Origin of the sequence: Variovorax xiamenensis (assembly GCF_050916385.1) — a bacterium.
In the GTDB taxonomy this organism is placed as follows: Bacteria; Pseudomonadota; Gammaproteobacteria; order Burkholderiales; family Burkholderiaceae_C; genus Variovorax.
In genome coordinates this window covers 6604706-6630949 of record NZ_CP139038.1, presented here as the reverse complement: position 1 = coordinate 6630949, position 26244 = coordinate 6604706, and the positions used below count along the sequence as shown (strand labels likewise).

25 protein-coding genes are annotated in these 26244 nt (G+C 67.0%); 14 read left to right on the top strand and 11 right to left on the bottom strand.

The features are described 5' to 3' along the window. From SFB74_RS30430 to SFB74_RS30420, 3 genes are read right to left on the bottom strand one after another with little or no spacing between them, the layout of a single operon-like run. Positions 1 to 1452, bottom strand: coding sequence for an efflux transporter outer membrane subunit (locus SFB74_RS30430; RefSeq protein ID WP_432728114.1), 1452 nt, complete (start codon positions 1450 to 1452; stop codon positions 1 to 3). Positions 1453 to 1457: 5 nt separating this feature from the next. After that, positions 1458 to 4598 (bottom strand): efflux RND transporter permease subunit, encoded by a 3141-nt coding sequence (locus SFB74_RS30425; RefSeq protein WP_432728113.1) that lies wholly within the window; start codon positions 4596 to 4598, stop codon positions 1458 to 1460. Between the two features lie 12 nt (positions 4599 to 4610). Then, entirely contained in the window at positions 4611 to 5882 is a 1272-nt protein-coding gene (locus SFB74_RS30420) for an efflux RND transporter periplasmic adaptor subunit (protein ID WP_432728112.1), read from the bottom strand. A gap of 135 nt (positions 5883 to 6017) precedes the next feature. On the opposite strand from SFB74_RS30420, the gene baeS reads away from it, so the two are divergent. Then, positions 6018 to 7406 carry a sensor histidine kinase efflux regulator BaeS gene (gene baeS / locus SFB74_RS30415; protein WP_432728111.1) on the top strand — a complete coding sequence of 463 codons (1389 nt, stop codon included), beginning with the start codon at positions 6018 to 6020 and terminating at the stop codon, positions 7404 to 7406. Positions 7407 to 7422: 16 nt separating this feature from the next. After that, complete coding sequence (locus tag SFB74_RS30410; RefSeq protein ID WP_432728110.1) at positions 7423 to 8127, top strand: response regulator; 705 nt, start codon at positions 7423 to 7425, stop codon at positions 8125 to 8127. Positions 8128 to 8140: 13 nt separating this feature from the next. Here the strand turns inward: SFB74_RS30410 and SFB74_RS30405 are convergent, their stop codons facing one another. Genes SFB74_RS30405 through SFB74_RS30370 form a run of 8 tightly spaced genes read right to left on the bottom strand, consistent with a single transcriptional unit; the run spans position 8141 to position 15387 of the window. Beyond that, the gene (locus tag SFB74_RS30405; protein WP_432728109.1) at positions 8141 to 9265 is read right to left on the bottom strand and encodes a DegT/DnrJ/EryC1/StrS family aminotransferase; all 1125 of its coding nucleotides are present in this window, start codon (positions 9263 to 9265) and stop codon (positions 8141 to 8143) included. Continuing rightward, complete coding sequence (locus SFB74_RS30400) at positions 9262 to 10215, bottom strand: Gfo/Idh/MocA family protein (RefSeq protein WP_432728108.1); 954 nt, start codon at positions 10213 to 10215, stop codon at positions 9262 to 9264. The genes SFB74_RS30405 and SFB74_RS30400 overlap by 4 nt, the downstream gene beginning before the upstream one ends. Positions 10216 to 10243: 28 nt before the next feature. After that, on the bottom strand, positions 10244 to 11020 hold the full coding sequence (locus tag SFB74_RS30395; protein WP_432728107.1) for a hypothetical protein: 777 nt from the start codon (positions 11018 to 11020) through the stop codon (positions 10244 to 10246). Next, on the bottom strand, positions 11017 to 12438 hold the full coding sequence (locus tag SFB74_RS30390) for a glycosyltransferase (RefSeq protein ID WP_432728106.1): 1422 nt from the start codon (positions 12436 to 12438) through the stop codon (positions 11017 to 11019). The genes SFB74_RS30395 and SFB74_RS30390 overlap by 4 nt, the downstream gene beginning before the upstream one ends. Further along, positions 12435 to 13436 carry a lipoyl synthase gene (lipA, locus tag SFB74_RS30385; RefSeq protein WP_432728105.1) on the bottom strand — a complete coding sequence of 334 codons (1002 nt, stop codon included), beginning with the start codon at positions 13434 to 13436 and terminating at the stop codon, positions 12435 to 12437. Before lipA ends, SFB74_RS30390 begins: the two co-directional genes overlap by 4 nt. Before the next feature lie 7 nt (positions 13437 to 13443). Then, positions 13444 to 14145, bottom strand: a complete 702-nt coding sequence (gene lipB / locus SFB74_RS30380; RefSeq protein ID WP_432728104.1) for a lipoyl(octanoyl) transferase LipB — start codon at positions 14143 to 14145, stop codon at positions 13444 to 13446. A gap of 31 nt (positions 14146 to 14176) precedes the next feature. Next, positions 14177 to 14488: a YbeD family protein gene (locus tag SFB74_RS30375; protein WP_432728103.1), complete on the bottom strand. Its 312-nt coding sequence runs from the start codon at positions 14486 to 14488 to the stop codon at positions 14177 to 14179. Next, entirely contained in the window at positions 14485 to 15387 is a 903-nt protein-coding gene (locus tag SFB74_RS30370) for a D-amino acid aminotransferase (protein WP_432728102.1), read from the bottom strand. Before SFB74_RS30370 ends, SFB74_RS30375 begins: the two co-directional genes overlap by 4 nt. Positions 15388 to 15544: 157 nt before the next feature. On the opposite strand from SFB74_RS30370, the gene SFB74_RS30365 reads away from it, so the two are divergent. From SFB74_RS30365 to SFB74_RS30310, 12 genes are all read left to right on the top strand, one after another. Then, positions 15545 to 16030 carry an ATP synthase subunit I gene (locus tag SFB74_RS30365; protein WP_432728101.1) on the top strand — a complete coding sequence of 162 codons (486 nt, stop codon included), beginning with the start codon at positions 15545 to 15547 and terminating at the stop codon, positions 16028 to 16030. Positions 16031 to 16034: 4 nt separating this feature from the next. Then, entirely contained in the window at positions 16035 to 16904 is an 870-nt protein-coding gene (gene atpB, locus SFB74_RS30360; protein WP_093206375.1) for a F0F1 ATP synthase subunit A, read from the top strand. Between the two features lie 59 nt (positions 16905 to 16963). Next, positions 16964 to 17227, top strand: a complete 264-nt coding sequence (gene atpE / locus SFB74_RS30355) for a F0F1 ATP synthase subunit C (protein ID WP_019657641.1) — start codon at positions 16964 to 16966, stop codon at positions 17225 to 17227. 81 nt (positions 17228 to 17308) lie between these two features. Next, a complete protein-coding gene (locus SFB74_RS30350) occupies positions 17309 to 17779 on the top strand; it encodes a F0F1 ATP synthase subunit B (protein WP_093206376.1) in 471 nt (156 codons plus the stop codon). An 8-nt stretch (positions 17780 to 17787) separates the two neighbouring features. Continuing rightward, a complete protein-coding gene (locus tag SFB74_RS30345; protein WP_432728100.1) occupies positions 17788 to 18318 on the top strand; it encodes a F0F1 ATP synthase subunit delta in 531 nt (176 codons plus the stop codon). A gap of 38 nt (positions 18319 to 18356) precedes the next feature. Continuing rightward, positions 18357 to 19910 carry a F0F1 ATP synthase subunit alpha gene (gene atpA, locus SFB74_RS30340; RefSeq protein WP_432728099.1) on the top strand — a complete coding sequence of 518 codons (1554 nt, stop codon included), beginning with the start codon at positions 18357 to 18359 and terminating at the stop codon, positions 19908 to 19910. Positions 19911 to 19943: 33 nt separating this feature from the next. Next, the gene (gene atpG, locus SFB74_RS30335; RefSeq protein WP_432728098.1) at positions 19944 to 20819 is read left to right on the top strand and encodes a F0F1 ATP synthase subunit gamma; all 876 of its coding nucleotides are present in this window, start codon (positions 19944 to 19946) and stop codon (positions 20817 to 20819) included. An 88-nt stretch (positions 20820 to 20907) separates the two neighbouring features. Continuing rightward, positions 20908 to 21300, top strand: coding sequence for a hypothetical protein (locus SFB74_RS30330; protein ID WP_432728097.1), 393 nt, complete (start codon positions 20908 to 20910; stop codon positions 21298 to 21300). Positions 21301 to 21449: 149 nt separating this feature from the next. Beyond that, positions 21450 to 22850, top strand: coding sequence for a F0F1 ATP synthase subunit beta (atpD, locus tag SFB74_RS30325; protein ID WP_432728096.1), 1401 nt, complete (start codon positions 21450 to 21452; stop codon positions 22848 to 22850). A 12-nt stretch (positions 22851 to 22862) separates the two neighbouring features. Then, positions 22863 to 23282, top strand: a complete 420-nt coding sequence (locus SFB74_RS30320) for a F0F1 ATP synthase subunit epsilon (RefSeq protein WP_019657634.1) — start codon at positions 22863 to 22865, stop codon at positions 23280 to 23282. 246 nt (positions 23283 to 23528) lie between these two features. Further along, positions 23529 to 24698 (top strand): ROK family protein, encoded by a 1170-nt coding sequence (locus SFB74_RS30315; protein ID WP_432732025.1) that lies wholly within the window; start codon positions 23529 to 23531, stop codon positions 24696 to 24698. Beyond that, positions 24695 to 26215 carry a sugar ABC transporter ATP-binding protein gene (locus SFB74_RS30310; RefSeq protein WP_432728095.1) on the top strand — a complete coding sequence of 507 codons (1521 nt, stop codon included), beginning with the start codon at positions 24695 to 24697 and terminating at the stop codon, positions 26213 to 26215. Before SFB74_RS30315 ends, SFB74_RS30310 begins: the two co-directional genes overlap by 4 nt. The last annotated feature ends 29 nt before the right edge of the window (positions 26216 to 26244 follow it).

The following is a 26244-nucleotide window of genomic DNA, read 5'->3' as shown; positions in this document are numbered from 1 at the left end:
TCAATCGGCGGAAGCCGGCTGAGCCTTGCCGTCTCCACCGCCGCCCATCACCTTGTAGAGCGTGATGCGGTTGCTCTGCTCCGACAGGCGCAGCGTGATCAGCGTCTGCTGCGCGGTGTAGAGCGAACGCTGCGCGTCCAGCACTTCCAGGTAGCTGTAGCTGCCATTGCGGTAGAGCGCCTCCGACAGCGTGAAGCTCTTCTGCGTCGCATCGACCAGCGACTGCTGCGCCGCCAGCTTCTCGCCCAGCGAGCCGCGCACGGCCAGCGCGTCGGCCACTTCCCTGAACGCGGTCTGCACCGTCTTCTCGTAGGTGGCGAGATCGATCTCGCGCTGCGCCTTCGCCGAATCGAGGCTGGCGCGATTGCTGCCGGCGTTGAAGATCGGCAGGCTGATGGAGGGCGCGAAGCTCCATGTGCTGTTGCCGCCCTTGAACAGGCCCGAGAGCGCGGTGCTCGACGAGCCCGAGCTCGCGGTCAGCGAGATGGTCGGGAAGAAGGCCGCGCGCGCCGCGCCGATGTCGGCGTTCGACGCCTGCAGCGTGTGCTCGGCGGCCAGCACGTCGGGGCGCTGCTGCAGGAGCGTGGAGGGCATGCCGGCGGGCACGTCGACCAGCGCGCTGGCGGTGCTCATGCCGGCGGGCGGCAACAGTTCGTCGGGCACGGTGGTGCCGGCCAGCAGGTCGAGCGCATTGCGGTCCTGCGCCACCTGCGCGGTGTAGCCGGCCACGTCCACGCGCGCCGATTCCACCGTGGTCTGCGCCTGGGCCAGCGCCAGGGCAGTGCTGGCGCCCAGCGCCTTCGTGCGGCCGGTCAGCTCGTAGGAGCGTTGCTGGCTCGCGAGCGTGTCCTGCGCGAGCTTCAGCCGCTCGTTGTCGGCGGCCAGCGTGAGCCAGGCCGAGGCGACCTCGGCCACCAGGCTGATCTGCGTGCTGCGGGTCGTGGCCTCGGTCGAGAGGTAACTTTGCAGGGCAGCCTCGTTGAGGTTGCGCACGCGGCCGAACAGGTCGAGCTCGTAGCTGCTGAAGCCAAGCGAGGCGGTGTAGGTGTTGCCGAGGGACGATTCGCCGCTGCTGCTCGTGGCCGCCGAGGTGCGCTGGCGCGTGCCGCCGGCCGTGGCCGAGATGCTGGGGAACAGCTCGGCGCGTTGCACGCCGTACTGAGCGCGCGCCTTCTCGATGTTCTGCAACGCCACGCGCAGGTCGCGGTTGTTGGCCAGCGCGAGCGCCATGGTGCGGCGCAGGCGCTCGTCGGTGATGAAGCCTTGCCAGTCTGTGCCGGCGGAGACGGTACTCGTCCCTCCGGCTTTCGCCCCGGAGGCGACGGGCCACTTCGAGGGAATGGGTGCCTCGGGCCGCGAATAGGTCGGCGCGAGGTTGACGCAGCCGGCCATCAGCGCGGCGAGGGGCAGGGCAAGGACGAGGGAACGGAGTCTGAAACGAACGGGTGTCATGGCTTTCATGCCTCCGGCTGTGCGGTCAACGAGGGAGCCGCCGCCTCGGGCTTTTTCTTTTGCGCGAAGAAGCGCCGGATCACGACGAAGAACAGCGGCACGAAGAAGATGCCCAGCGCGGTGGCCGTTGCCACGCCGCCGAGCACGCCCACGCCGATGGCGCGGCGGCTGCCCGAGCCGGCGCCGGTGCTCAGCGCCAGCGGCAGCACGCCGAACATGAAGGCCAGCGAGGTCATCAGGATGGGCCGCAGCCGCAGGCGCACCGCCTGCAGCGTGGCCTCGACCAGCGCCATGCCCTCGTCCTGCAACTGCTTGGCGAACTCCACGATGAGAATCGCGTTCTTCGCCGACAGGCCCACGGTGGTGAGCAGCCCCACCTGGAAGTACACGTCGTTCGACAGCCCCGCCAGCTTGGTCGCCAGCACCGCGCCCAGCACGCCCAGAGGCACCACCAGCATCACCGAGAACGGCACCGACCAGCTCTCGTACAGGGCCGCCAGGCACAGGAACACGAACAGGATCGACACCGCGTACAGCAGCGGCGCCTGCGAGCCCGACAGCCGCTCCTGGTAGGAGCTGCCCGCCCATTCGTAGCCGATGCCCTGCGGCAGCTGCTTCATGATGCGCTCCACAGCGTCCATCGCCGTGCCCGAGCTCACGCCCGCGGCCGGGTCGCCGATCAGCTCGAAGGACGACATGCCGTTGTAGCGCGACAGCTGCGGCGAGCCATACGTCCAGCGGCTGCTGGCGAAGGCCGAGAAGGGCACCATCTCGCTGCTGCCGTTGCGCACGTGCCAGCTGTCGATGCTGTCGGGCTGCATGCGGAAGGGCGCGTCGGCCTGCACGTAGACCTTCTTCACGCGGCCGTTGTTGATGAAGTCGTTCACGTAGCTGCCGCCCATCGCGCTGGAGAGCGTGTCGTTGATGTCCGAGGTCGACAGGCCCAGCGCCGCGGCCTTGCGGTCGTCGATGTCGATGGCGAACTGCGGCGTGTCGTCCAGGTTGTTGCTGCGCACCTGGCTCAGCGCCGGGTCCTTGCGCGCCAGCGAGAGGAACTGCTCGCGCGCCTGCACCAGCGCCTCGTGGCCGATGCCGCCCAGGTCCTGCAGCTGCACGTCGAAGCCGGCGTTCGAGCCCAGGCCGCGCACGGCCGGCGGCAGCATCACGAACACGTTGGCGTTGGCGGCCCGCGATGCCATGTCCATGGTGAAGCGGCGCGCCAGCGAGGCGGCGTCCTGCGCCTTGCCGCCGCGCTCGCCCCAGTCCTTCAGCGTGATGAAGGCGTTGCCCGTGGCCTGGTCGCCGCTCAGGCCGGTCAGCGTGATGAAGTGGGCCACTTCCTTCTGCGAGCCCAGGTAGGCCTCGAAGCTCTTCATGGTCTGCTGCAGCTGCTCGTCGGTGGCGCTGGCGGGCAGCTTCACCTGCGCCATCAGCGTGCCCTGGTCTTCGTCGGGCAAGAAGGAGGTCGGCAGGCGCATGAAGACCACGCCGAGCACGGCCACCAGCAGCGCGTAGGTCAGCAGGCTGCGCTTGCCGCGCCGCAGCAGGCCACCGACGCCCGAGCGGTAGCGGTCGGCGTTGCGCTCGAAGTTGCGGTTGAACCAGCCGAAGAAGCCGCGCTTTTCCTCGTGATGGCCGGCCTGCACGGGCTTGAGCAGCGTGGCGCACAGCGCCGGCGACAGCGTGAGCGCCACCAGCACCGACAGCAGCATCGACGCCACGATGGTCACCGAGAACTGCCGGTAGATCACGCCCGTCGAGCCGCCGAAGAAGGCCATCGGGATGAACACCGCCGACAGCACCAGCGCGATGCCCACCAGCGCGCCGGTGATCTCGCGCATCGACTTGCGCGTGGCCTCCTTGGGCGAGAGCCCTTCCTCGGTCATCAGCCGCTCGACGTTCTCCACCACCACGATGGCGTCGTCCACCAGCAGGCCGATGGCCAGCACCATGCCGAACATCGTGAGCGTGTTGATCGAATAGCCCATCAGCGCCAGCACGCCGAAGGTGCCCAGCAGCACCACCGGCACCGCGATGGCGGGCACCAGCGTGGCGCGCAGGTTCTGCAGGAAGAGGTACATGATCAGCACGACCAGCACCATCGCCTCGACCAGCGTCTTGGCCACTTCCTCGATGGAGATGCGCACGAAGGGCGTGGTGTCGTAGCCGACCACGGCCTTCATCTGGTTGGGAAAGAAGGGCCCAAGCTCCGCGAGCTTGGCCTTCACCGCGTTCGACACGGTGAGCGCGTTGGCGCCGGTGGCCAGCTTCACGCCCATGGCGGCCGAGGGCTTGCCGTCGAAGCGCGAGCTGATGGTGTAGCTCTCGCTGCCGAGTTCGATGCGCGCCACGTCGCCCAGGCGCACGATGGCACCGCTGCTGGCGTCCGACTTGACGATCACCTCGCGGAACTGGTCGGCGGTGCGCAGCTTGCTGCGCGCGGTGATGGTCGCGGTCAGGCGCTGGCCCGAGGCCGCAGGCAGCGCGCCGAGCTGGCCGGCCGACACCTCGGTGTTCTGGCTGGTGAGCGCGCTGGTCACGTCCGATGGCATCAGCGAGTACTTCTGCAGCTTCGCCGGATCGAGCCAGATGCGCATCGCGTAGCCCGAGCCCAGCGTCTGCACGTCGCCCACGCCGTCGATGCGGCTGATCACGTCGAGCAGGCTGCTGGAGATGTAGTCGCCGATGTCGGTGGCCGAGGCGCTGCCGTCTTCGGAGATCAGCGAGACGATCATGAGGAAGTCGGTGCCCGACTTGGTGACCGTCACGCCCTGGCTCTGCACCGACTGCGGCAGCTGCGACTCGGCCTGCTGCAGCTTGTTCTGCACCTGCATCTGCGCCACGTCGGCGTTGGTGCCGGCCTCGAAGGTGAGCTCGATGCGCGCGGTGCCCGACGAGGTGCTGCTGGAGGACATCGACACCAGCCGGTCGAGGCCCTTCATCTTCTGCTCGATCACCTGCGTGACCGAGTCCTCGATGGTCTTGGCCGAGGCGCCCGTGTAGGTCGCGTTGATGCTGACCTTGGTGGGCGCGATGTCGGGGTACTGCTCCAGCGACAGAGTGCCGATGGACATCGCCCCGGCCAGCATGATGACGATGGCGATGACCCACGCGAAGATGGGCCGGTCTATGAAAAAGCGTGCCATGCGCGTTGCTCCTCAGCGGGTGGCGGCCATTGCCGCACTGCCCGCACTGCCCGCACTGCTCGCGCCGCCCGCGCTGGCCACGGTGGTGGCATCGGCCGCGACCGGCTTCACCGTGTCGCCCGGTTTCACCTTGAGCGAGCCCTCGACGATCACGCGATCGCCGGCCTTCAGCCCCTCGGTCACCTGCCAGCGGTTGCCGACCGCGCGCGACACCTTCAGCGCGCGCTTCTCGACCTTGTCGCCGGCTGCGACCACCAGCGCCGAGGCATCGCCGCTGGCCGTGCGCGTCACGCCCTGCTGCGGCACCAGCAGCGCCTGCTCGGCCACGCCCTCCTCGAGCACCGCGCGCACGTACATGCCGGGCAGCAGCGTGCGCTCGGGGTTCGGCACCAGGATGCGCAGCGTGACCGCGCCGGTGCCTTCGCTCACGGTGACGCTGGAGAACTGCAGCCGCCCCGCGTGGGCGTAGGTGCTGCCGTCTTCCAGCAGCAGCTTCACCGAAGCTTCGCCCTTCTCGCCGCTGCCCTTGAGCGTGCCGGCCGCCAGTTCGCGTTGCAGCCGCAGCAGCTCGGTGGTCGATTGCGTCACGTCGACGTGGATCGGGTCGAGCTGCTGCACCGTGGTGAGCGCCGTGGTCTGGCTGGCCGTGACCAGCGCGCCCGGCGTGACCGTGGAGGCTTCGATGCGCCCCGCGATGGGCGCCGTGATGCGCGTGAAGCCGAGGTTGATGCGCGCGGTGTCCAGCGCGGCGCGGGCCACGCCGAGATCCGCCTCGGCCTGCTGCAGCGTGGCCTGGCTGTCTTCGCTGGTCTGCTGGCTCACGGCTTCGATCTTCGCGAGCTCCGCGTTTCGGCGCGCCGTGACCTTCGCTGCGTTGACCGTGGCTTCCGACTTGGCGACGCTGGCCTGCGCACTCGCGTAGGCCGCCTTGTAGCTGGCGGGGTCGAGCTGGTAGAGCACCTGCCCGGCCTTCACCAGCGCGCCTTCCTCGAAGAGGCGCTGCTGCACGATGCCGCCCACCTGGGGGCGGATCTCGGCGCTCAGGCGGGCGCGCGTGCGGCCCGAAAGCTCGGTGGTGACCGACTGGTTCTCGGGCTGCACCGTCACCACGCTGACCTGCGTGGCGGAAGCGCCCTGAGGCCCTGCGGAGAGGCCGGGAGGACCGGAAGGAGAAGAAGGGCCGGACGGGGCAGAAGAAGAGCCGGAGCATCCCGCGACAGCGCCCAGCAGGCCGATGGCCAGGGCGCACGCGAGGCCGGTGCGGTTGAAGCGGGAAGACATCATGTTCGGGTTTCCAATCAGGTTGGAACCCATGGTCTTCAGGGAATGTGGAGCGAATGTGGAGGTCCCCGCGGCCCGCACGGCCATGGGGCGGGGATGCACCGCGCGGGCCTCATCTGGCTTATCTTGTGGCCCTTCATGAAGATCAGCATCACCACCAAGCTCTTTCTCGCCGTGCTGGCCACCGCCGTGCTGGCCGTGGTCGCGATGGGCGCCGCCTCGCGCTGGAACTTCGAGCGCGGCTTCGTCGGCTATCTCAACGAACAGGGCGTGGAGCGGCTCGATGCCGTGGTGCCCAACGCGGTTGCGGCCTACCGCGAGCACGGCAACTGGGACTTCCTGCGGGACAACCCCCGTCCCTGGTTCGAGATCATGCGGCCCGCGCCTTCCGTCCTGGGCAATCACTTCGAGCCGGGGCGTTCGCCGGCGTTGGTGTCGGACCTGACGGGCGCCGTGCTGCGCATCTCGCTGCTCGACTCCGACCGGCGGCTCATCATCGGCTTCAGGGAGGTGGGCAAGGGCGCCGTCGAGCGTGCGGTGGTGGTCGACGGCAAGACCGTGGGCTGGGTCGTCATGATGCCCTTCCAGAGCGTGAGCGAGGCCGGCGACCAGCGCTTCCAGAAGAACCAGCTGCGCGCGAGCTGGGTCATCGGCAGCCTCTGCGTGCTGCTGGCCGCGGGCATCGCATGGTGGATCGCGCGGGTGCTGCTCGCGCCCGTGAAGCGCGTGGCGGCGGCCACGCACCGGCTGGCGGCGGGCGACTACGCGAGCCGCGTGGCCGTGGCCTCGCACGACGAGGTGGGGCAACTGGCGCGCGACTTCAATTCGCTCGCCAACACGCTGCAGCGCAACGAGCAGATGCGCCGCGAATTCATGGCCGACGTGTCGCACGAGCTGCGCACGCCGCTGGGCGTGCTGCACGGCGAACTCGAGGCCATGGAAGACGGCGTGCGCCGTCTCGACGCGCAGGCCGTGCGCTCGCTGCAGCACGAGGTCGGCATGCTCAACCAGCTGGTGACCGACCTCTACGACCTCTCGATGGCCGACGTGGGCGCGCTCGCGTACCGCAAGGCCGACGTGGACGTGCGCGACCTGCTGGAGCCGTGCGTGGACGCGTTCCGCGAACGGCTGGCCTCGGCCGGGCTGAGGCTGGAGCTGGCACTGCCCGCGCAGCCGCTCGTGGTGTTCGCCGACGAGCGGCGCATGCAGCAGCTCTTCAGCAATCTCGTGCTCAACACCTGCCGCTACACCGACGCCGGCGGCGTGCTGCGCATCGAGGCGCGAGAGGACGGCGACGCGATCACGATAGACCTCATGGATTCCGCACCGGGCATCGACGACGCGCTGCTGCCGCGCCTCTTCGAACGCTTCTTCCGCGGCGAGGGCTCGCGCAACCGCGCCAGCGGCGGCGCGGGGCTCGGGCTGGCCATCTGCCGCAGCATCGTGGAGGCGCACGACGGAACCATCGAGGCCAAGGCCTCGCCGCTGGGCGGCGTGTGGATCGCGATCCGCCTGCCGAGGGCATGAGGAGGAGGGGAAGACGATGACGACAGCAACGACGAACGATGCGCCGGCGGCGATGGCCCACATCCTGATCGTCGAGGACGAGCCGCGCATGGCGGCCCTGCTCGCGGACTACCTGCAGGCCTCGGGCTACAGCTCGCAGTGGCTCGCCAACGGCCTGGAGGCGGTGCCGGCGGTGAAGGCCCGCCGGCCCGACCTGGTGCTGCTCGACGTCATGCTGCCCGGCCAGGACGGCATGAGCGTGTGCCGCGAGCTGCGGCTGTTCAGCGAGGTGCCCGTCATCATGCTCACCGCGCGCGTCGAGGAGGCCGACCGCCTGATGGGGCTGGAGCTCGGCGCCGACGACTACATCTGCAAGACCCCCTTCAGCCCGCGCGAGGTCGTGGCGCGCGTGAAGGCGCTGCTGCGGCGAAGCGGCTATGCGGCGCGCGAAGCCTCGCCCCTGCAGATCGACGAGCAGACCTACAAGGCCTCGCTGCACGGCACCCCGCTGGGGCTGACGCCCATCGAGTTCCGCCTGCTGAAGGCCCTGGCCGACGCGCGCGGCCGCGTGCTGTCGCGCGACAAGCTGCTGGACCACGTGCACGCCGACCAGCGCGCCGTGACCGATCGCGCGGTCGACAGCCACGTCAAGAACCTGCGCCGCAAGCTCGACGCGGCGAGCCGGGGGCAGGAACTGATACGGTCGATCTACGGGGTGGGGTACAGGCTGGATCTGCCCTGAGCCGGGGTACGGCTCAGGCGGCTTGCCGCACCGCGCTGATCACGTAATCGACCTCGTCGTCGCCGAGCATCGGGTAGAGAGGCAAGGCGATCGAACGGGCCGCCAGCTTCTCGCTGTGCGGCAGGCTGTCGGCCTCGTGCCAGGGCCGCAGCGCTTCGTGGCGGTGAAGCGACTGCTGGTAGTAGACGCGGCTCGCGACGCCGGCCTCGGCCAGTCGCGCGGCGAAGGCTTCGCGCTCGCGCGGATCCTCGAAGCCGACGACGAAGTAGTTCCACGCGTGGCCCACCGAGGCCCGCGGCAGCCGGATCGGCAGGTCCGCCCAGGCCGCGAGATAACGTGCGGCGATGTCGCGCCGCCGCTCGATGTGTGGTGCGAAGTCGTCCAGCGCGGCGTTGAGCAGGCAGGCCTGGAGCTCGTCCATGCGGCTGTTGTGGCCCAGGCAGTGGTGCAGGCCGTCGTCGTAGCCGTGGTTGCGCAGCAGCCGTGCCTTGCGCGCGTGTGCCGGATTCCTGAAGGCCATCGCACCGGCGTCGCCGGCGGCGCCCAGGGTCTTGGTCGGATAGAAGCTCATCGCCGCGACATCGCCCCAGGTGCCGGCGTTGCCGGTGCGCGTGCCGTCGGAGGCATGGGCACCGAGGCATTGCGCCACGTCCTCGACCAGCAGCAGGCTCTCGTCGCGGCAATAGGCGGCCAGCTCGGGCAGGCCGCTTGCGTCGCCGAAGAGGCCGACCGCGAGGATCGCGCGCGTGCGTGGAGTGCGGGCATTGCGGAAGTCGGCGAGCGCAGGCAGGAAGTCGCCAGGCGCGCTGTCGACGAAGACAGGCCGCGCGCCGGCGGCGATCACCGCTTCCGCGCATGCGACGAAGGTGTAGGCGGGCAGCAGCACCTCGTCGAGCGCGTCGCCTCCGCCCGCGCTTCCGACGCCCAGGCTCTTGAAGGCCAGCAGCAGGGCCTCCGAGCCCGACCCCACCGCCACAGTCTCGCGGCCGTCGAGCAGGCCCGAAAGGCGGGCCTCGAAGGCCTTGACCTGCGGGCCCAGGATGTAGGTGCCGCTGCGCAGTACCGCAGCCAGTGCTTCCGACAGCCGCGTTGCCTTGGGCTCGCAGGATGCGGGGGGCCGGAACAGCGGGATCTTCATGCGCGCAGCACCTGGCAGGCCCGCGTCACTGCCGCGAGACCGTCGGCGCCCGAGGCGATGCGGCTGGGCCGGCCCAGGATGGCGTGCCTGAAGCCCTGGTACTGCCGCGCGAGGGCGTCGTCGCCGTTCGCCTGCGGCGATTGCACGTCGCCGCGCAGGTCGAGCAGATGCTCCCGGCCACCGTCGAGAAACTGCAGCCGGGCGCTCGCCGCGTTGGCGTATCCGCTTTCGAAGTCGGCAACCAGCGTGCCCAGCCGCACGCGCGCACGCACGTTCTGCTCGCCGACGTGCCGCTCGAGCACCTCCAGCGGCGTTTCAGGGGGGATGGCGCACAGCCAGGCGAACAGGTCCAGGTCGTGCACCATCAGGTCGAGCACGCTGTCGGCAGCCGTCGCGGCGCGGGTCGAGTAGCGGCGAAAGCGCATGAACGGGCGCGAGCCCTGGCGGTGATTCGTCACCGCATGGCGCAGCTGGTCGACCATCGCGGCATCGAACACCGGGTTGAAGCGCTCGATGTGCCCCGTGGCCAGCGTGACGCCGCACTGAAGCGCCGTCCGGATCATCAGCGGGCCGTCGTGCCGGTCCACGCAAAGCGGCTTCTCGACCAGCACGTGGCAGCCGCGGCGCATCAGCGCGAGCGCAAGGCTGGCGTGCGCATCGTCGCTGGCGGCGATGGTGGCCGACTCGATGCCGGATGGCAGTTCGTCCAGGCTGGACAGCAGCGGCAGCAGCGCGAGTTCGTCTGCAATGCTGGCCGGGGACGAGCAGTCCACCAGGGCGCGCAGCCGGAAGCCTTCGATTGCCAGCAGCTTTCGCGCGTGTACGCCGCCGAAGCGGCCAAGGCCGACCACCGCGTGGGTCAGCGTGGCGTCGTCGAGCGCGAGCGCAGCTGCCGGATCGGCGGCGATGGCCGTGGCGCTGTCGTCGCTGGCAAGCGTCGTGAAGCTCATCGATGCGGTGGCGGTTGCTGCTGCCGGGTCAGTGCGCCTTGTCGCGCAGCCGGTCAGCCACGGCCTGAAGGTGGGCGCCCCGGATCACGTGCTTGTAGACGCCGGCGGCCACGCGCTGCTCGCCGAAGATCTCGAAGGCCGGCTTGCTCGCGGGCGGCTCCGATTGCTCGTAGCGCGTGGGCTGCGCGGCGAACAGGCATTCGCGACCATAGGCCTGGGCGCCGAACTCGGCGATGAAGCCGGCCAGCTCTTTTTCGAGTTGGCCGCCGAAGCTGCGTGCGTAGCCGTGCATGTCGTCGAGCTTGGCCTGCAGCTCGAGCTCGTCGAGCTCGACCATGACGTGGCGCTCGGAGGCCAGCCGGGCCGGCGGACTCGGATGCCCCACAGTGGGATAGCCGAACGAGGTCACCACTCGGCCGCGCGCCGCCGCGTGCGCGATGACCTGGTTGGCCAGCAGGCGGCACAGGTCGTGCGACGGGTTGTAGTCCTCGGCTTCGTCAGCGACGACGCATTCGATGCCTTGCTCGACGACGTGCGCGGTCAACGCCTCGACCCAGTGCGTGAACATGCCGGTGTCGCCTTCGAGCAGCGAACGGTAGATGTCGGCATCCGCCACGGGCTGCACCACGCCGGGGATCCAGTTGGCGCCCGCGCGCGTGAGGTTGTCGACCGTGGGCTCGAGCCGCGGCACGCCGGTCGAGCCGGCGCCATTGGTCAGCACCACGAAGTCGGGCCGCTCGTTGCGCAGCCATTTCCACAGCAGCAGCTCGTGGCCCGAATGGGCGGCGATCACCAGCGATTTCATGGGCGGGGGGCGTTGGACTGCACGAGGGTGTAGATCCGGCGCAGCGGCTTGGTCACGCGCCATGAGCGGCTGGCGTAGACCTCATGCAATTTGGCTTGAAGCTGCGCGAGTTCGGCCCGCGCCTGACGGGTCTGGTGCTCGGCTTCGGCAGTGCGCGCATCCGCGTCGGCGCACGACTGCTCGATCTGCCGCCGGGTCTCGACTTGCCACTGCGCAGTTTCTGCCTGCTGTCGGACGGCTTCAGCCTGGAGCTGTTCGATCCGCGTCTGGTACATGCGCTGATGCTCGTTGAAGGACTGCTGCAGCCCCGCGACATGCTGATGCAGCGACGCGATGTTCACGTGCGCCGCCGACGGGTAGCCGCGGCGGACCCAGTCGCCGACGTAGCGCGAGGCCTCGTCCGCCCGCCGGCTCGCAGGCACTTCGATCACCGGGTGCTCTTGCACCGCGCGCCGCACGCAGTCTTCGAACGCACCGAGCGTGACGTCCAGCCCGCCGGTGGCGCGCATCCAGTCGGCAGCCTTGGCTGCGTCTCCGGCGTCGTAGCGGTCGAGTTCGGCTCCCACGTTCTCACGCGTGACGGGGCGCACCAGCAATGCCCGGCCGAAATTCCAGCGCCGCGAGTGAGCCACGTTCGCGGCGGTCACCATTTCGCCCATGCCCCAGACCGGATCGAGCACCACGACCGCATTGCCCGTGCACAGCGCCTCGGTGGCGCAGCGGCCCTTGCCGAAGACGATGTCGTAGCGCCCGAGCGCCTCTGCCGGATCAGGCAGGTGGTTGCCCGTGCCGCTGCCGATCACGTCCAGCGAGAACCCGCGCTGCACGCAGGCGGCGCGGATTTCCTCGAGCTGCGCGTTGTGCGAGGCGTAGTTGCTGAAGAGCAGCGCGGTACGGGCGCGCGGCGGCAGCTCACCCCGGCGGGGAAAGCGCGCGAGGTCGACCCCGTTCTGGATCAGTTCGATGCGCTCGCGCCCGATGCCGAACTCGTGCACCAGCCGTTCCGCGCAGTTCTCGTCGACCGCCACATGGCGCACGACCTGCGCGAACTGCGCCGGGCGTCCGTGGTCGTCGCTGCGGTCGTGGCAGATCGTGAGGACCGGCACGTCGTGGAAGTGGAGCAGGGCGCGCACCGTTTCCTGGTGCGTGTTGCCGACGATCACGTCCGGTCGTGCCGCCACGTCGGCGAGGTCCGTGACGCAGGCGATGGAGGCGAAGCGCAGTTCGTTCGCCATGTCGCCGAATGCTGTCGCGAAGATCGTGACGGCGTGTCCGCGGCGGCGCAGCCACATCGCCAGGTCGCGCGTGAACATCTCGGCACCCGTGCGGTGCAACAGGTAGCACATCGCCAGCAGGATGTGCAGGGGCTTGCCGGACTGCGCGGAGTCCGGAGTGGAGGCGGCCTCCGGGAGGGTCAATCGAGCGCCGGCGCGCCGGCCAGAACGTGTCCTGCCTGCTGGTCCGCGTGGTAGCTCGAACGCACCATCGCGCCCACCGCCGCGTGGCTGAAGCCCATCTTGTAGGCCTCTTCCTCGAACATCTTGAAGGTGTCGGGGTGCACGTAGCGGCGCACCGGCAGGTGCGAGCCCGAGGGCGACAGGTACTGGCCGATGGTCAGCATGTCGATGTCGTGGGCGCGCATGTCGCGCATGACCTGCAGGATTTCTTCGTCGGTCTCGCCCAGGCCGACCATGATGCCGCTCTTGGTCGGCACGTCGGGGTGCAGCGCCTTGAACTTCTTGAGCAGGTTCAGGCTGAACTGGTAGTCGCTGCCGGGGCGCGCTTCCTTGTAGAGGCGCGGTGCGGTCTCGAGGTTGTGGTTCATCACGTCCGGCGGTGCGGCCTTGAGGATCTCGAGGGCGCGGTCGTCGCGGCCGCGGAAGTCGGGCACGAGGATCTCGATCTGCGTCGTGGGCGAGAGCTCGCGGATATTTTTGATGCAGTCGACGAAGTGCTGGCTGCCGCCGTCGCGCAGGTCGTCGCGGTCGACGCTGGTGATCACCACGTACTTCAGGCGCAGCTTGGCGATGGTCTTCGCGAGGTTGAGCGGCTCGTCCTTGTCGAGCGGATCGGGGCGGCCGTGGCCCACGTCGCAGAAGGGGCAGCGGCGCGTGCACTTGTCGCCCATGATCATGAAGGTGGCCGTGCCGTTGCCGAAACATTCGCCGATGTTCGGGCACGAAGCCTCTTCGCAGACGGTGTGCAGGTTGCTCTCGCGCAGGATCTGCTTGATCTCGTAGAAGCGCGTGGTGGGGCTGCCGGCCTTGACGCGGATCCAGTCGGGCTTCTTGAGCACTTCGCCGTTTTGCACCACCTTGACGGGAATGCGCGACAGCTTGGCTGCCGCCTTCTGCTTGGCCAGGGGGTTGTAGGTTTCGGCGCTCTGCGCGTCGCGGACGACTTCTGTGGTGCTCATTGGTGTGTCAAGGCGCCAGGAAGGTGGAGAGCTTCTGGCTCAGCACCGCGGCGGCTTCTTCCCATGTGGTTTGGATGCCGATTGTAGAAAGATCGACCGTCTGCAGCCCTGCATAGCCGCAAGGGTTGATGCGCGAGAAGGGTTCGAGGTCCATCCGCACGTTGAGCGCCACGCCGTGATAAGTGGCGTGGCGGCTCACCTTGATGCCCAGCGCGGCGATCTTGCCGAGCCCTCGGAACGGGTCGGCAGCGGGCATCGGGCCGGTGAGCGCGGCATGGGAGAACGGGTCGTCCAGCCGCACGTAGATGCCCGGCGCGCCCGCCACGCGATGGCCCGTGACGCCGAAATGGGCCAGCGTGCGCAGCACCGATTCCTCGATGCGATAGACGTATTCCTTGACGAAATAGCCCGCGCGCCGCAGGTCGATCAGCGGATAGGCCACCACCTGGCCGGGGCCGTGGAAGGTGACCTGGCCGCCACGGTCGGTTTGTACGACGGGGATCGCGCCGGGGTTCAGGATGTGGTCCTGCCTGCCCGCGATGCCTTGCGTGAACACCGGTGCGTGCTCGCAAATCCATAGCGCATCGGGCGTGTCGGGCGTGCGCTCGAGCGTGAACTGCTTCATCGCCGCAAAGGTGTCGGCGTAGTCGACTCGGCCCAGCGGGCGCAGTTCGATGGCGGGGGCGGCGATGGCTGCGGTGTCCGTCATTGCATGGCCTGCTGCGCGGGCAGCTCGCCGCTCAAAGCACGACCTTGACCATCGGGTGCGAGGACAGCGCGCGATAGAGGTCGTCGAGCTGCTCGCGGCTGGTGGCCGTGACGGTAATGGTCACGCCGAGATAGTTGCCGGCCTTGCTGTCGCGCAGCTCGACGGTGCTGGCGTCGAAGGTGGGATCGAAGCGCTCGGCGATCTGCGTGATGGCGTGCACGAAACCGTCGGCCTTGGCGCCCATCACCTTGATCGGGAACTGCGAGGGGTACTCGATCAGCGATTCCTTGCGCGGATCGGGGATCGAGGTGGTTTCGGTGGTGGTCGTGTTGTTGTCGGTCATGCCGTGACTCCGTGCTTCTGCTGCTTCTGTGCGTTGAGGACCTTGGCCTCCTGGTAGGCCTTGTACAAGCCCTCATAGATGGGGCCAGGGCGGCCGTTGCCAATAGGCTTGCCGTCGAGCGTGACGACCGGCAGCAGTTCCTTGCTGGCCGAGGAGATCAGCACCTCGTCGGCGGCGAACACTTCCTCGCGCGAGACGGGGCGCAGCGCGAAGGGGATGTCCAGCGTCTTGCAGAGGCGCTCGAAGAGGCCGTAGCGGATGCCGGTGAGCACGAGGTTGCTCCTGGGCGGGCCGGTCAGCGTGCCGTCCTTCACGATCCACACGTTGCTCGACGATGCTTCGCTGAGCCAGTCGTCGCGGAACATGATGGTCTCGGCCGCGCCGGCCTCCACGCTGATCTGCCGTGCGAGCACTGCGCCCAGCAGGCTGGTGCTCTTGATGTGCGCCTTCTGCCAGCGGAAGTCGGCAGCGGTGACGCATGCAACGCCTTTGGTGCGGATGGCTTCGGAGATCGGCGGCAGTGGGTTCACCATCACGAACACCGTGGGGCGAAGGCCGCGCACCATCGCATGGTCGCGCGGTGCCACGCCGCGTGTCACCTGAAAGTACACCGATTGCGGTGCGTCGCCCGCGGGAGCGACGAGGCGCATCACGATCTCGCGCCACTGTGCGAGCGAGAGCGGGTTCTCGATCTGAAGCTCGGTGAGCGAGCGGTCGAGGCGGGCCATGTGCTCCTCGAAGCAGAAGGGCTGGCCGAAGTAGACGGGGACGTATTCGTAAACACCATCGCCGAAAATGAAGCCGCGATCGAGGACGCTGATCTTCGCGTCGCGCAGGGCGGTGTATTCGCCGTCGAGGTAACAAAGCGTGGCGGGCAGGGCGTCGGTGATAGGGTGCATGAAGGAATTATGGTTGCGTGCGCCACGTCGGGCTCTCGTCAGGGAATGCGGCGCCGATTTGCATGCGCGACAGCACGGGTGGCGGGACAGGCTGGGTTTTTACTTATAATCAATGGCTTTGTAGAAATTCTGGGTCGTCATCCGGGCTTCATTCGAAATGAAAACAATCGCCCGTCATGACTCGGAGGCCCCTGAAGGCCTCGACACGGAATTCAAGCCGTTGACCGCCGATGAGGCGCGTGAACTGCGAGCAAAGAACCCATCGATCTCCCCCTGGCGGGTGATCGCGGGTCAGTTGGTTGTCGGTCTGGTGGTGGCTTTGGCCGCCTGGGGACTGACGGGGAGGCAAAATCTGGGCTGGTCCGCCGCTTATGGCGCGATCGCGGTGGTTGTTCCATCGGCGGTCTTCGCGCGCGGGCTGACCGGTCGGTTTTCCTCCCTGAATCCGGGCACTGCGGTGTTCGGATTCTTCCTGTGGGAAATGGTCAAGATGGCCTTGTCGGTGGCGATGCTGATCGCTGCGCCAAGGCTGATTACGGCGCTGAGCTGGCCAGCAATGCTGGTCGGCCTGGTGGTGACAATGAAGGCGGCCTGGTTGGCGGTGATGTTCTCGCCCCGGCGCCGGAAACTGAGAGACGAGTAACCGAATGGCTGCTGAAAACGCTGCGGAACATGGTCAGACCGCTGGTGAATACATCGTTCACCACTTGACGCACCTGCAAAGCTCCAAGCCTGGAGGTGTGGCCGACTTCTCGGTTTTCAACTTCGACTCTCTTTTCTTCTCGATCACGCTCGGTATCCTGGGTTGCTGGCTGCTCTGGCTGGCTGCCCGCAAGGCCACTTCGGGTGTTCCCGGCCGTTTTCAAGCGGCTGTCGAACTGCTCGTCGAAATGGTCGACCAGCAGGCCAAGGGCATCGTCCACAACGCCACGAGCCGCAAGTTCGTCGCTCCGCTGGCCCTGACCATCTTCGTCTGGATCTTCCTGCTGAACGCAATGGACCTGTTCCCGGTCGATTTGTTCCCGGCGATCTGGGCCAAGATCTTCCACATCGCCGGCGAAGACCCGCACCACGCCTACCTGCGCGTCGTGCCCACCGCCGACCTGTCGGTGACCATGGGCATGTCGGTGGCCGTGCTGCTGATCTGCATCTACTACAACATCAAGATCAAGGGTGCCGGCGGCTGGGTCCACGAGCTGTTCACCGCGCCCTTCGGCAATCACTGGGCCCTGTACCCCTTCAACTTCGCCATGCAGATGATCGAGTTCGTCGCCAAGACGGTCTCGCACGGCATGCGGTTGTTCGGCAACATGTATGCCGGCGAACTGATCTTCCTGCTGATCGCCCTGATGGGTGGTGCCTGGTCCATGTCGGCCACCGGCATCGGCCTGGCCATCGGCCACATCATCGCGGGCACGGCCTGGGCCATCTTCCACATCCTGATCATCACGCTGCAAGCCTTCGTGTTCATGATGCTGACGCTGGTCTACATCGGCCAGGCCCACGATCACCACTGATCATCAGTTTTCGTTCTTGTTTTTGTTTTCTCTTCAACCAAAGTCCTCTAGGAGTCATCATGGAAGTTATTAGCTTTGTTGCACTGGCCGCCGGCCTGATCATCGGTCTGGGCGCTGTGGGCGCATGTATCGGCATCGGCATCATGGGCAGCAAGTACCTCGAGTCGGCCGCACGTCAGCCCGAACTCATGGGTGAACTCCAAACCAAGATGTTCCTGCTGGCTGGTCTGATCGACGCCGCGTTCATTATCGGCACCGGTATCGCCCTGTGGTTCGCAACGGCCAACCCGTTCCTGTCGCAAATCGCCAACCTGCCGAAGTAAGTCTTTCTCGTCGGACCTGCGTCGTCGTTCTCTAGCCTGCTAGCGAATGGCTTCGATTCAATCCCATAGAGAGGGTGAAAAGTGAGCATTACCGGTACCCTGATCGTTCAGATGATCGTGTTCCTGATCCTGGTCGGGTTCACGATGAAGTACGTGTGGCCGCCGATCGCGAAGGCGCTGGACGACCGCGCCGCGAAGATCGCCGAAGGCCTCGCTGCCGCCGACAAGGCCAAGTCCGAGCTGTCCGCCGCCAACAAGCGCGTGGAAGCCGAACTGGGTCAGGCGCGCAACGAGTCCGCGCAACGTCTTGCCGACGCCGAACGTCGCGCCCAGGCCATCGTTGAAGAGGCCAAGGCCCGCGCGACCGAGGAAGGCAACAAGATCGTTGCAGCCGCACGCGCCGAAGCCGAACAGCAGGCACTGAAGGCCCGTGAAGCCCTGCGCGAGCAGGTTGCGGCACTGGCAGTCAAGGGCGCAGAGCAGATTCTGCGCAAGGAAGTGAATGCGGGCGTTCACGCCGATTTGCTCGCCCGTCTGCAGACCGAACTCTGATAGAAGCCATGGCAGAACTCGCCACCATTGCACGCCCCTACGCCGAGGCGCTCTTCAAGGCGTCGTCGTCCGACGTCGCCGGAACCAGCGCCTGGCTCGAAAAGATTGCCGCCATCGCGGCCAATCCGGAGCTCCAGCAGTTCGCCGACAACCCCAAGGCTACGGCCGAACAGGTGGTCGGCGTGGTCGCCGGTGCATTCGGTGCACCGCTGGCCGCTCCTGCCCAGAACTTCCTGTCCGCGCTCCTCGAGAACGGGCGCTTTTCGGTGCTGCCGGAAATTGCGAAGCAGTTCCGGGCACTCGCCAACGCGAAGAGCGGTTCGTCCGACGCCGTGGTCTACAGCGCCTTCCCGATCGAAGCTGCGGCACTGGCCAACGTGTCGGCCGCGCTCGAGAAGCGTTTCGGTCGCAAGCTCCAGGTCACGGTCCAGCAAGAGCCGGATCTGATCGGCGGCATCCGTGTGGTGGTCGGCGACGAGGTGCTCGACACCTCCGTCAAAGCGCGCCTTGAACAAATGAAAGTTGCGCTGGCGGCCTGACGGTTTCCAGCCCCTTACAAAGAAAGAAGGAAAGAGTCATGCAACTCAATCCCGCAGAAATTTCCGAACTGATCAAGAGCCGCATCGAGGGCCTCGGGGTCAGCGCCAACATCCGCAACGAAGGCACCGTGGTGTCGGTGACGGACGGCATCGTGCGCGTGCACGGCCTGTCCGACGCGATGCAGGGCGAAATGCTGGAGTTCCCGCCCACGGCTGACGGCGTGCCGTCGTTCGGTCTGGCCCTGAACCTCGAGCGCGACTCGGTCGGCGCCGTGATTCTGGGCGAGTACGAGCACATCTCCGAAGGCGACACCGTCAAGTGCACGGGCCGCATCCTGGAAGTGCCGGTGGGCCCCGAGCTTATCGGCCGCGTGGTGAACGCCCTGGGCCAGCCGATCGACGGCAAGGGTCCGATCAACGCCAAGATGACCGACGTGATCGAGAAGGTCGCTCCCGGCGTGATCGCACGGAAGTCCGTCGACCAGCCGATGCAGACCGGCCTGAAGTCGATCGACTCGATGGTGCCCGTCGGTCGCGGCCAGCGCGAGCTGATCATCGGCGACCGCCAGACCGGCAAGACCGCCGTGGCGATCGACGCGATCATCAACCAGAAGGGTCAGAACATGACTTGCGTCTACGTTGCGATCGGCCAGAAGGCTTCGTCGATCAAGAACGTGGTGCGCGCCCTGGAACAAGCCGGCGCCATGGACTACACGATCGTGGTCGCGGCCTCCGCCTCTGAATCGGCGGCAATGCAATACGTCGCGGCCTACTCGGGCTGCACGATGGGCGAATACTTCCGCGACCGCGGCGAAGACGCCCTGATCGTCTATGACGACCTGTCCAAGCAGGCTGTTGCCTACCGTCAGGTGTCGCTGCTGCTGCGCCGTCCCCCGGGCCGCGAAGCCTACCCTGGCGACGTGTTCTATCTCCACAGCCGTCTGCTCGAGCGCGCAGCCCGCGTGAACGCCGACTACGTCGAAGCCTTCACCAAGGGTGAAGTCAAGGGCAAGACCGGTTCGCTGACCGCACTGCCGATCATCGAAACGCAAGCCGGCGACGTGTCCGCCTTCGTTCCGACCAACGTGATCTCGATCACCGACGGCCAGATCTTCCTGGAAACCAACCTGTTCAACGCAGGTATCCGCCCCGCCATCAACGCCGGTATCTCGGTGTCGCGCGTGGGTTCGTCGGCCCAGACGAAGATCATCAAGGGCCTGTCCGGCGGTATCCGTACCGACCTGGCCCAGTACCGTGAACTGGCTGCGTTCGCGCAGTTCGCTTCCGACCTCGACGAAGCCACCCGCAAGCAGCTCGACCGCGGTGCCCGCGTGACCGAACTGCTGAAGCAGCCGCAATACAGCCCGCTGTCGATCTCGCTGATGGGCGCGTCGCTGTTCGCAGTGAACAAGGGCTTCATGGACGACCTCGAAATCAAGCAGGTGCTGCCTTTCGAGCACGGCCTGCACCAGTTCCTGAAGTCCAGCCACGCCGCGCTGCTCGACAAGATCGAGAAGGCCAAGGCTCTGGACAAGGAATCGGAAGCCGAACTGCTGGCCGCCGTCACCTCGTTCAAGAAGTCGTTCGCCTGATCGACCCCTTGATCGACGCAAGAAGGAGCTCTCATGGCAGCTGGTAAGGAAATCCGCGGCAAGATCAAATCGGTGGAAAACACCAAGAAGATCACCAAGGCCATGGAAATGGTCTCGGTTTCCAAGATGCGCAAGGCGCAGGAACGCATGCGCGCCGCTCGCCCCTACAGCGAAAAGATCCGCAACATCGCAGCCAACCTCGGCAAGGCGAACCCGGAGTACACCCACGCTTTCATGAAGACGAGCGACGCCAAGGGCGTCGGCTTCATCATCGTGACCAGCGACAAGGGCCTGTGCGGCGGCTTGAACACCAACCTGCTGCGTGCTGTCACCAGCAAGCTGCGCGAAGCGCAGTCGGCGGGCAACGTGGTCGAGTCGGTCGCCATCGGCAACAAGGGCCTGGGTTTCCTGAACCGCATCGGCGCCCGCGTGGTGGCCCATGTGACGCAGCTGGGCGACACGCCGCATCTGGACAAGCTCATCGGGCCAGTCAAGACGCTGCTGGACGCCTACGCCGAAGGCAAGCTGTCGGCCGTGTACCTGTGCTACACGAAGTTCATCAACACCATCAAGCAAGAGCCGATGGTGGAACAGCTCCTGCCGCTGAAGGCCGAGACGCTGCAGACCGAGTCGGGTCATCACTCGTGGGACTACATCTACGAGCCCGACGCGCAAAGCGTGATCGACGAGCTGCTGGTGCGCTACGTGGAATCCCTGGTGTACCAGGCCGTGGCCGAGAACATGGCGTCCGAGCACTCGGCGCGCATGGTGGCCATGAAGGCCGCGACCGACAACGCAGGCAACGTGATCAACGAGCTGAAGCTGGTCTACAACAAGACCCGCCAGGCCGGCATCACGAAGGAACTGTCGGAAATCGTGTCCGGCGCGGCCGCTGCCGCTGGCGTTTGATTGAGGCAATGCAACAGGCCGCGTTGCTGATCGGGGGCGTTCCGCGCCCCCGGTAACCCAAGGCCTTTTTTAGGGGACTCTGCGCAAAATGAAGAAGATGCTTGCTCTGGTGGCTGTTGCTGCCGCTCTGACCGCCTGCTCGAAGAAGGAAGAGGCGCCCGCGCCTGCACCGGCAGCTCCCGCTGCGGCACCTGCTGCTCCGGCTCCCGCGCCCGCTCCTGCAGCAGCGCCGGCGGCTGCTCCCGCCGCAGCTCCGACGGCATCCGCCGCCGATCTGCCGCAGGAATGCAACGACTACCTGGCCAAGGTGCAGACCTGCGTTGCTGCGCAAAGCGGTGCTGCTGCCGACGCCATGAAGGCAAGCCTCGACCAGACGAAGGCCACCTGGGCTTCGATGGGCGCCGACAAGGCTGCGCTGGGTCAGGCCTGCAAGGCTGCTTCGGACGCTTTCGCCGCACAGGCGACGGCCATGAAGTGCTGATCGGGAACTGACGGACAGCGAGACAGCAAAGAGAAATTCAAGGATGCCGGCCCGTCCGGCCTTCTTGCAAAAGCGGCCCGTCTTGGCAGCAGGACGCTTCTGCAAGAACCTGTCGCAAATTTATTGAGATCCATCCAGAAGGAAACGCCATGGCTGAAGGAAAAATTGTCCAATGTATCGGCGCCGTGGTCGACGTGGAGTTCCCGCGTGACCAGATGCCCAAGGTGTACGACGCCTTGAAATTCGAAGGCGGCGGGCTGACCCTCGAAGTTCAGCAGCAGCTCGGCGACGGCGTGGTGCGCACGATTGCACTGGGCTCGTCCGACGGCCTGCGTCGCGGCCTGATCGTGACCAACACCGGCGCTCCCATTACCGTGCCGGTCGGCAAGGCCACCCTCGGCCGCATCATGGACGTGCTCGGCCGTCCGATCGACGAACGCGGCGACGTGGGTCAGGAGCTCACCGCTTCCATCCACCGCAAGGCTCCCGCGTATGACGAACTGTCGCCTTCGCAAGACCTGCTGGAAACCGGCATCAAGGTGATCGACCTGGTGTGCCCGTTCGCCAAGGGCGGCAAGGTGGGTCTGTTCGGTGGCGCCGGCGTGGGCAAGACCGTGAACATGATGGAACTCATCAACAACATCGCCAAGGCTCACTCGGGTCTGTCGGTGTTCGCAGGCGTGGGCGAACGTACCCGTGAAGGCAACGACTTCTATCACGAGATGGCCGACTCCGGCGTCGTGAACCTCGAGAAGCTCGAGGACTCGAAGGTGTCCATGGTCTACGGCCAGATGAACGAACCCCCGGGCAACCGTCTGCGCGTGGCGCTGACCGGCCTGACCATCGCCGAGTCGTTCCGCGACGAAGGCCGTGACGTTCTGTTCTTCGTGGACAACATCTACCGCTACACGCTGGCCGGTACCGAAGTGTCGGCTCTGCTGGGCCGCATGCCTTCCGCCGTGGGCTACCAGCCGACGCTGGCAGAAGAAATGGGCCGCCTGCAGGAGCGGATCACGTCGACCAAGGTCGGCTCGATCACCTCGATCCAGGCCGTGTACGTCCCTGCCGACGACTTGACCGACCCGTCGCCCGCCACGACCTTCGCCCACCTGGACTCGACCGTGGTGCTGTCGCGTGACATCGCTTCGCTCGGCATCTACCCTGCCGTGGACCCGCTGGACTCGACCTCGCGCCAGCTCGACCCGAACGTGGTCGGCGAAGAGCACTACAACGTGGCCCGCGCCGTGCAAGGCACGCTGCAGCGCTACAAGGAACTGCGCGACATCATCGCCATTCTGGGCATGGACGAACTGGCTCCCGAAGACAAGCTGGCCGTGGCCCGCGCTCGCAAGATCCAGCGTTTCCTGTCGCAGCCGTTCCACGTGGCCGAAGTGTTCACGGGCTCGCCCGGCAAGTACGTGCCGCTGGCCGAAACCATCCGTGGTTTCAAGATGATCGTGAACGGCGAAGCCGACCACCTGCCCGAACAGGCGTTCTACATGGTGGGCAGCATCGACGAAGCGTTCGAGAAGGCCAAGAAGGTCGCTTAAGAAGGAATCACCATGGCAGGCACCATTCATGTGGACGTGGTCAGCGCGGAAGAGTCGATCTTCTCGGGCGAAGCCAAGTTCGTCGCGCTGCCCGGTGAAGCCGGTGAGCTCGGCATCTTCCCGCGCCACACCCCGCTGATCACGCGCATTCGCCCCGGCGCCGTGCGCATCGAAACCGCCGACGGCAAGGAAGAGTTCGTCTTCGTGGCCGGCGGCATTCTCGAAGTGCAGCCCAACGCCGTCACCGTGCTGTCGGACACCGCGATCCGCGGTAAGGACCTCGACGACGAGAAGGCCAACCAGGCCAAGGCAGCAGCTGAAGAAGCGCTGAAGAACGCGAAGAGCGACATCGACATCGCGATGGCGCAGTCGGAGCTGGCCGTGATGGCCGCCCAGATCGCGGCGCTGCGCAAGTACCGCCAGAAAAAGTAATCGAGTCGGGCTCCAGGCCCGTCGTCGAGCAACGAAGAAGAAAGCCGCCTCCCAGGCGGCTTTTTTTCGTCCATTCATCTTCGGGCTGGCGATCTTTGGTCTGAACAAGGTCGAAGTTAGGCCTTGTCCGGCTGAAGCCCGCCACCTAGTATTCGCCTTCGTCCGGCGGCTGCCGCTGCCGGGCCAGGACAAAGAACACCGGAGACAAGACGCGTGGCACCCTGGAGTGGCATCACTGCGGACGAAATGCGGCTGCTGGAAACGACCTTCTGGTCGGCCGGCGGCTCTCGCCATGCCATGGCCGAGCAGCTCGGCTTCTCCAAGAGCAAGGCCAACGGGCTGATCGCCGGCCTCGTCGACCAGGGCCTGCTCGCCGAAGCCGGCCTGCAGCGTTCCTCGGGCGGACGCCGCCCCGAAAACCTCCAGCTTCATTCCGGACTCGGCGTGCTCGTCGGCGTCGACATCGGCGCCACCAGCCTCGACGTGGCCGTGCTGCGCCCCGACCTCAGCGTGCTCGCGCAGCACGACGAACCCGCCGACGTGCGCGAGGGCCCGGCCGTGGTGCTGGCGCGCGTGCGCGTGCTGATGCGCGAGCTGCTGGCGCGTTGCGGCCATGGCCCCAAGGACGTACTCGGCATCGGCATCGGCGTGCCCGGCCCGGTCAACTTCGAGATCGGCCAGCTCGTGAATCCGCCGCTGATGCCCGCGTGGGACAGTTTCTCGATCCGCGACTACCTGCGCGAGGACTACGCGGCGCCGGTCTTCGTCGACAACGACGTGAACCTGATGGCGCTCGGCGAGCTCTGGCGCCTCAAGCGTTCGCTGACCAACTTCCTCGTCATCAAGATCGGCACCGGCATCGGCTGCGGCATCGTCTGCCACGGCGAGGTGTACCGCGGCGCCGCCGGTTCGGCCGGCGACGTGGGCCACATCTGCGTCGACCAGGAAGGCCCGCGCTGCCACTGCGGCAACCTCGGCTGCGTGGAAGCCATGGCCGCCGGCCCGGCGATCACGCGCATGGCGGTGCAGGCCGCCGAGGTCGGCGAAAGCGCCACTCTGGCCGAAGTCCTGCGCCTGCATGGCCGCATCGATGCCGTCGACGTGGGCCAAGCCAGCCGCGGCGGCGACACGGCCGCCAACGCGATCATCCAGCGCGCCGGCAGCCTGATCGGGCAGATGCTCGCCTCGGTGGTCAACTTCTTCAATCCGTCGCACGTGTTCATCGGCGGCGGCATCACGCGCATCGGGCCGCTGTTTCTCGCGGCCGTGCGGCAGAGCGTGTACCAACGCTCGCTGGCGCTTTCCACGCGGCACCTGGAGATCCAGTACACGCCGCTGGGCATGCAGGGCGGCGTCATCGGCGCCGGCGTGCTCGCGATGCAGGAAACGCTGAAGGCCCGCGGGGTGGCACCATGAGCGCCGCCGAAATCAAGGGCAGCGTTGCCGTCGAGTTCGACGGCATCGTGAAGGCCTTCGGCCCCGTCCAGGTGCTGCACGGCGTGAGCTTCGCGCTCGCGCCCGGCCGCGTGTACGGCCTGCTCGGCGAGAACGGCGCAGGCAAGTCCACGCTGATGAAGATCCTGTCGGGCTACGAGTCGGCCACCGGCGGCACGCTCAAGATCAACGGACAGCCGCAGCAGTTCGCGAGCTCGCGCGACGCCGAGGCGCTGGGCATCGTGCTGATCCACCAGGAGTTCAATCTCGCCGAAGACCTCAACGTGGCGCAGAACATCTTCCTCGGCCACGAAAAGAAGAAAGGCTGGCTGCTCGACGACGCCGCCATGGAGCGCGACGCCGCCTCCGCGCTCGCGGCTGTCGGCCTGAACATCGACCCGCGCACCAAGGTACGCAAGCTGATCGTCGCCGAGAAGCAGCTCGTCGAGATCGCGAAGGCCATCGCCCGCCGCGCGCGCCTGCTCGTCATGGACGAGCCCACCGCCACGCTCACGCCCGGCGAGACCGAGCGCCTGTTCAAGCTCATCGCGCAGCTGCGCGCCGACGGCGTCACCATCGTCTACATCTCGCACAAGCTCGACGAGGTGGAACAGGTGACGGACGAAGTCATCGTCATGCGCGACGGCCGCTTCGTCGCGCGTGCCCCGACGGCCGACGTCACGCGCCAGCAGATGGCCAACCTGATGGTGGGCCGCGAGCTGGCCGACCTCTATCCGCCGCGCGATGCGGTCGCCGCGACCGGCGTCCCCGCCATGCGCGTGCAAGGCTTCAGCGTGCCCGGCTGGGCGCAGGACGCGAGCTTCGAGGTGCGCCCAGGCGAGATCCTCGGCTTCGCGGGCCTCGTCGGCGCGGGCCGCACCGAGCTCTTCGAAGGACTACTGGGCCTGCGACCCGCGAGCGGTGGCAGCGTCGAGATGCTCGGCAAGCCCGTGCCGCACGGCAAGGGCTGGCGCAATCCGCGTGACGCGGCAAGGGACGGCCTCACGTATCTGAGCGAAGACCGCAAGGGCAAGGGCCTGCACGTCAACTTCGGCCTGCGCCAGAACCTCACGCTGATGGCGCTCGAGCGCTACGCCCAGCCCTGGCTCAAGCCCGAGGCCGAGCGTGGGGCGCTGACCGAAGCGGTGAAGGACTACGGCATCCGCACCGGCTCGCTCGACGTGAAGGCCTCGTCGCTGTCGGGCGGCAACCAGCAGAAGCTCGCGCTCGCCAAGGTGCTGCAGCCGCGGCCGAAGGTGGTGGTGCTCGACGAGCCCACGCGCGGCGTCGACGTGGGCGCCAAGCGCGACATCTATTTCCTGATCCAGCGACTCGCCCGCGAAGGGCTCGCGGTGATCGTCGTCTCGTCGGAGCTGATGGAGCTGATCGGCCTGTGCCACCGCGTCGCGGTGATGCGCGCGGGCCGCATCGTCGCCACGCTCGACGCCGACCATCTGACAGAAGAGGAGCTCATCGCTCATGCCACCGGAACGAGATGAGCCAACCCCCAGGCTGCGCGCACTTCGTG

What these genes read in the sequence shown, in the direction of transcription:
- SFB74_RS30430 (WP_432728114.1), bottom strand. Translation starts at nt 1,452, where the DNA reads ATGACACCCGTTCGTTTCAGACTCCGTTCCCTCGTCCTTGCCCTGCCC.
- SFB74_RS30425 (WP_432728113.1), bottom strand. Translation starts at nt 4,598, where the DNA reads ATGGCACGCTTTTTCATAGACCGGCCCATCTTCGCGTGGGTCATCGCC.
- SFB74_RS30420 (WP_432728112.1), bottom strand. Translation starts at nt 5,882, where the DNA reads ATGATGTCTTCCCGCTTCAACCGCACCGGCCTCGCGTGCGCCCTGGCC.
- baeS (WP_432728111.1), top strand. Translation starts at nt 6,018, where the DNA reads ATGAAGATCAGCATCACCACCAAGCTCTTTCTCGCCGTGCTGGCCACC.
- SFB74_RS30410 (WP_432728110.1), top strand. Translation starts at nt 7,423, where the DNA reads ATGACGACAGCAACGACGAACGATGCGCCGGCGGCGATGGCCCACATC.
- SFB74_RS30405 (WP_432728109.1), bottom strand. Translation starts at nt 9,265, where the DNA reads ATGAAGATCCCGCTGTTCCGGCCCCCCGCATCCTGCGAGCCCAAGGCA.
- SFB74_RS30400 (WP_432728108.1), bottom strand. Translation starts at nt 10,215, where the DNA reads ATGAGCTTCACGACGCTTGCCAGCGACGACAGCGCCACGGCCATCGCC.
- SFB74_RS30395 (WP_432728107.1), bottom strand. Translation starts at nt 11,020, where the DNA reads ATGAAATCGCTGGTGATCGCCGCCCATTCGGGCCACGAGCTGCTGCTG.
- lipA (WP_432728105.1), bottom strand. Translation starts at nt 13,436, where the DNA reads ATGAGCACCACAGAAGTCGTCCGCGACGCGCAGAGCGCCGAAACCTAC.
- lipB (WP_432728104.1), bottom strand. Translation starts at nt 14,145, where the DNA reads ATGACGGACACCGCAGCCATCGCCGCCCCCGCCATCGAACTGCGCCCG.
- SFB74_RS30375 (WP_432728103.1), bottom strand. Translation starts at nt 14,488, where the DNA reads ATGACCGACAACAACACGACCACCACCGAAACCACCTCGATCCCCGAT.
- SFB74_RS30370 (WP_432728102.1), bottom strand. Translation starts at nt 15,387, where the DNA reads ATGCACCCTATCACCGACGCCCTGCCCGCCACGCTTTGTTACCTCGAC.
- SFB74_RS30365 (WP_432728101.1), top strand. Translation starts at nt 15,545, where the DNA reads ATGAAAACAATCGCCCGTCATGACTCGGAGGCCCCTGAAGGCCTCGAC.
- atpB (WP_093206375.1), top strand. Translation starts at nt 16,035, where the DNA reads ATGGCTGCTGAAAACGCTGCGGAACATGGTCAGACCGCTGGTGAATAC.
- atpE (WP_019657641.1), top strand. Translation starts at nt 16,964, where the DNA reads ATGGAAGTTATTAGCTTTGTTGCACTGGCCGCCGGCCTGATCATCGGT.
- SFB74_RS30345 (WP_432728100.1), top strand. Translation starts at nt 17,788, where the DNA reads ATGGCAGAACTCGCCACCATTGCACGCCCCTACGCCGAGGCGCTCTTC.
- atpA (WP_432728099.1), top strand. Translation starts at nt 18,357, where the DNA reads ATGCAACTCAATCCCGCAGAAATTTCCGAACTGATCAAGAGCCGCATC.
- atpG (WP_432728098.1), top strand. Translation starts at nt 19,944, where the DNA reads ATGGCAGCTGGTAAGGAAATCCGCGGCAAGATCAAATCGGTGGAAAAC.
- SFB74_RS30330 (WP_432728097.1), top strand. Translation starts at nt 20,908, where the DNA reads ATGAAGAAGATGCTTGCTCTGGTGGCTGTTGCTGCCGCTCTGACCGCC.
- atpD (WP_432728096.1), top strand. Translation starts at nt 21,450, where the DNA reads ATGGCTGAAGGAAAAATTGTCCAATGTATCGGCGCCGTGGTCGACGTG.
- SFB74_RS30320 (WP_019657634.1), top strand. Translation starts at nt 22,863, where the DNA reads ATGGCAGGCACCATTCATGTGGACGTGGTCAGCGCGGAAGAGTCGATC.
- SFB74_RS30315 (WP_432732025.1), top strand. Translation starts at nt 23,529, where the DNA reads ATGCGGCTGCTGGAAACGACCTTCTGGTCGGCCGGCGGCTCTCGCCAT.
- SFB74_RS30310 (WP_432728095.1), top strand. Translation starts at nt 24,695, where the DNA reads ATGAGCGCCGCCGAAATCAAGGGCAGCGTTGCCGTCGAGTTCGACGGC.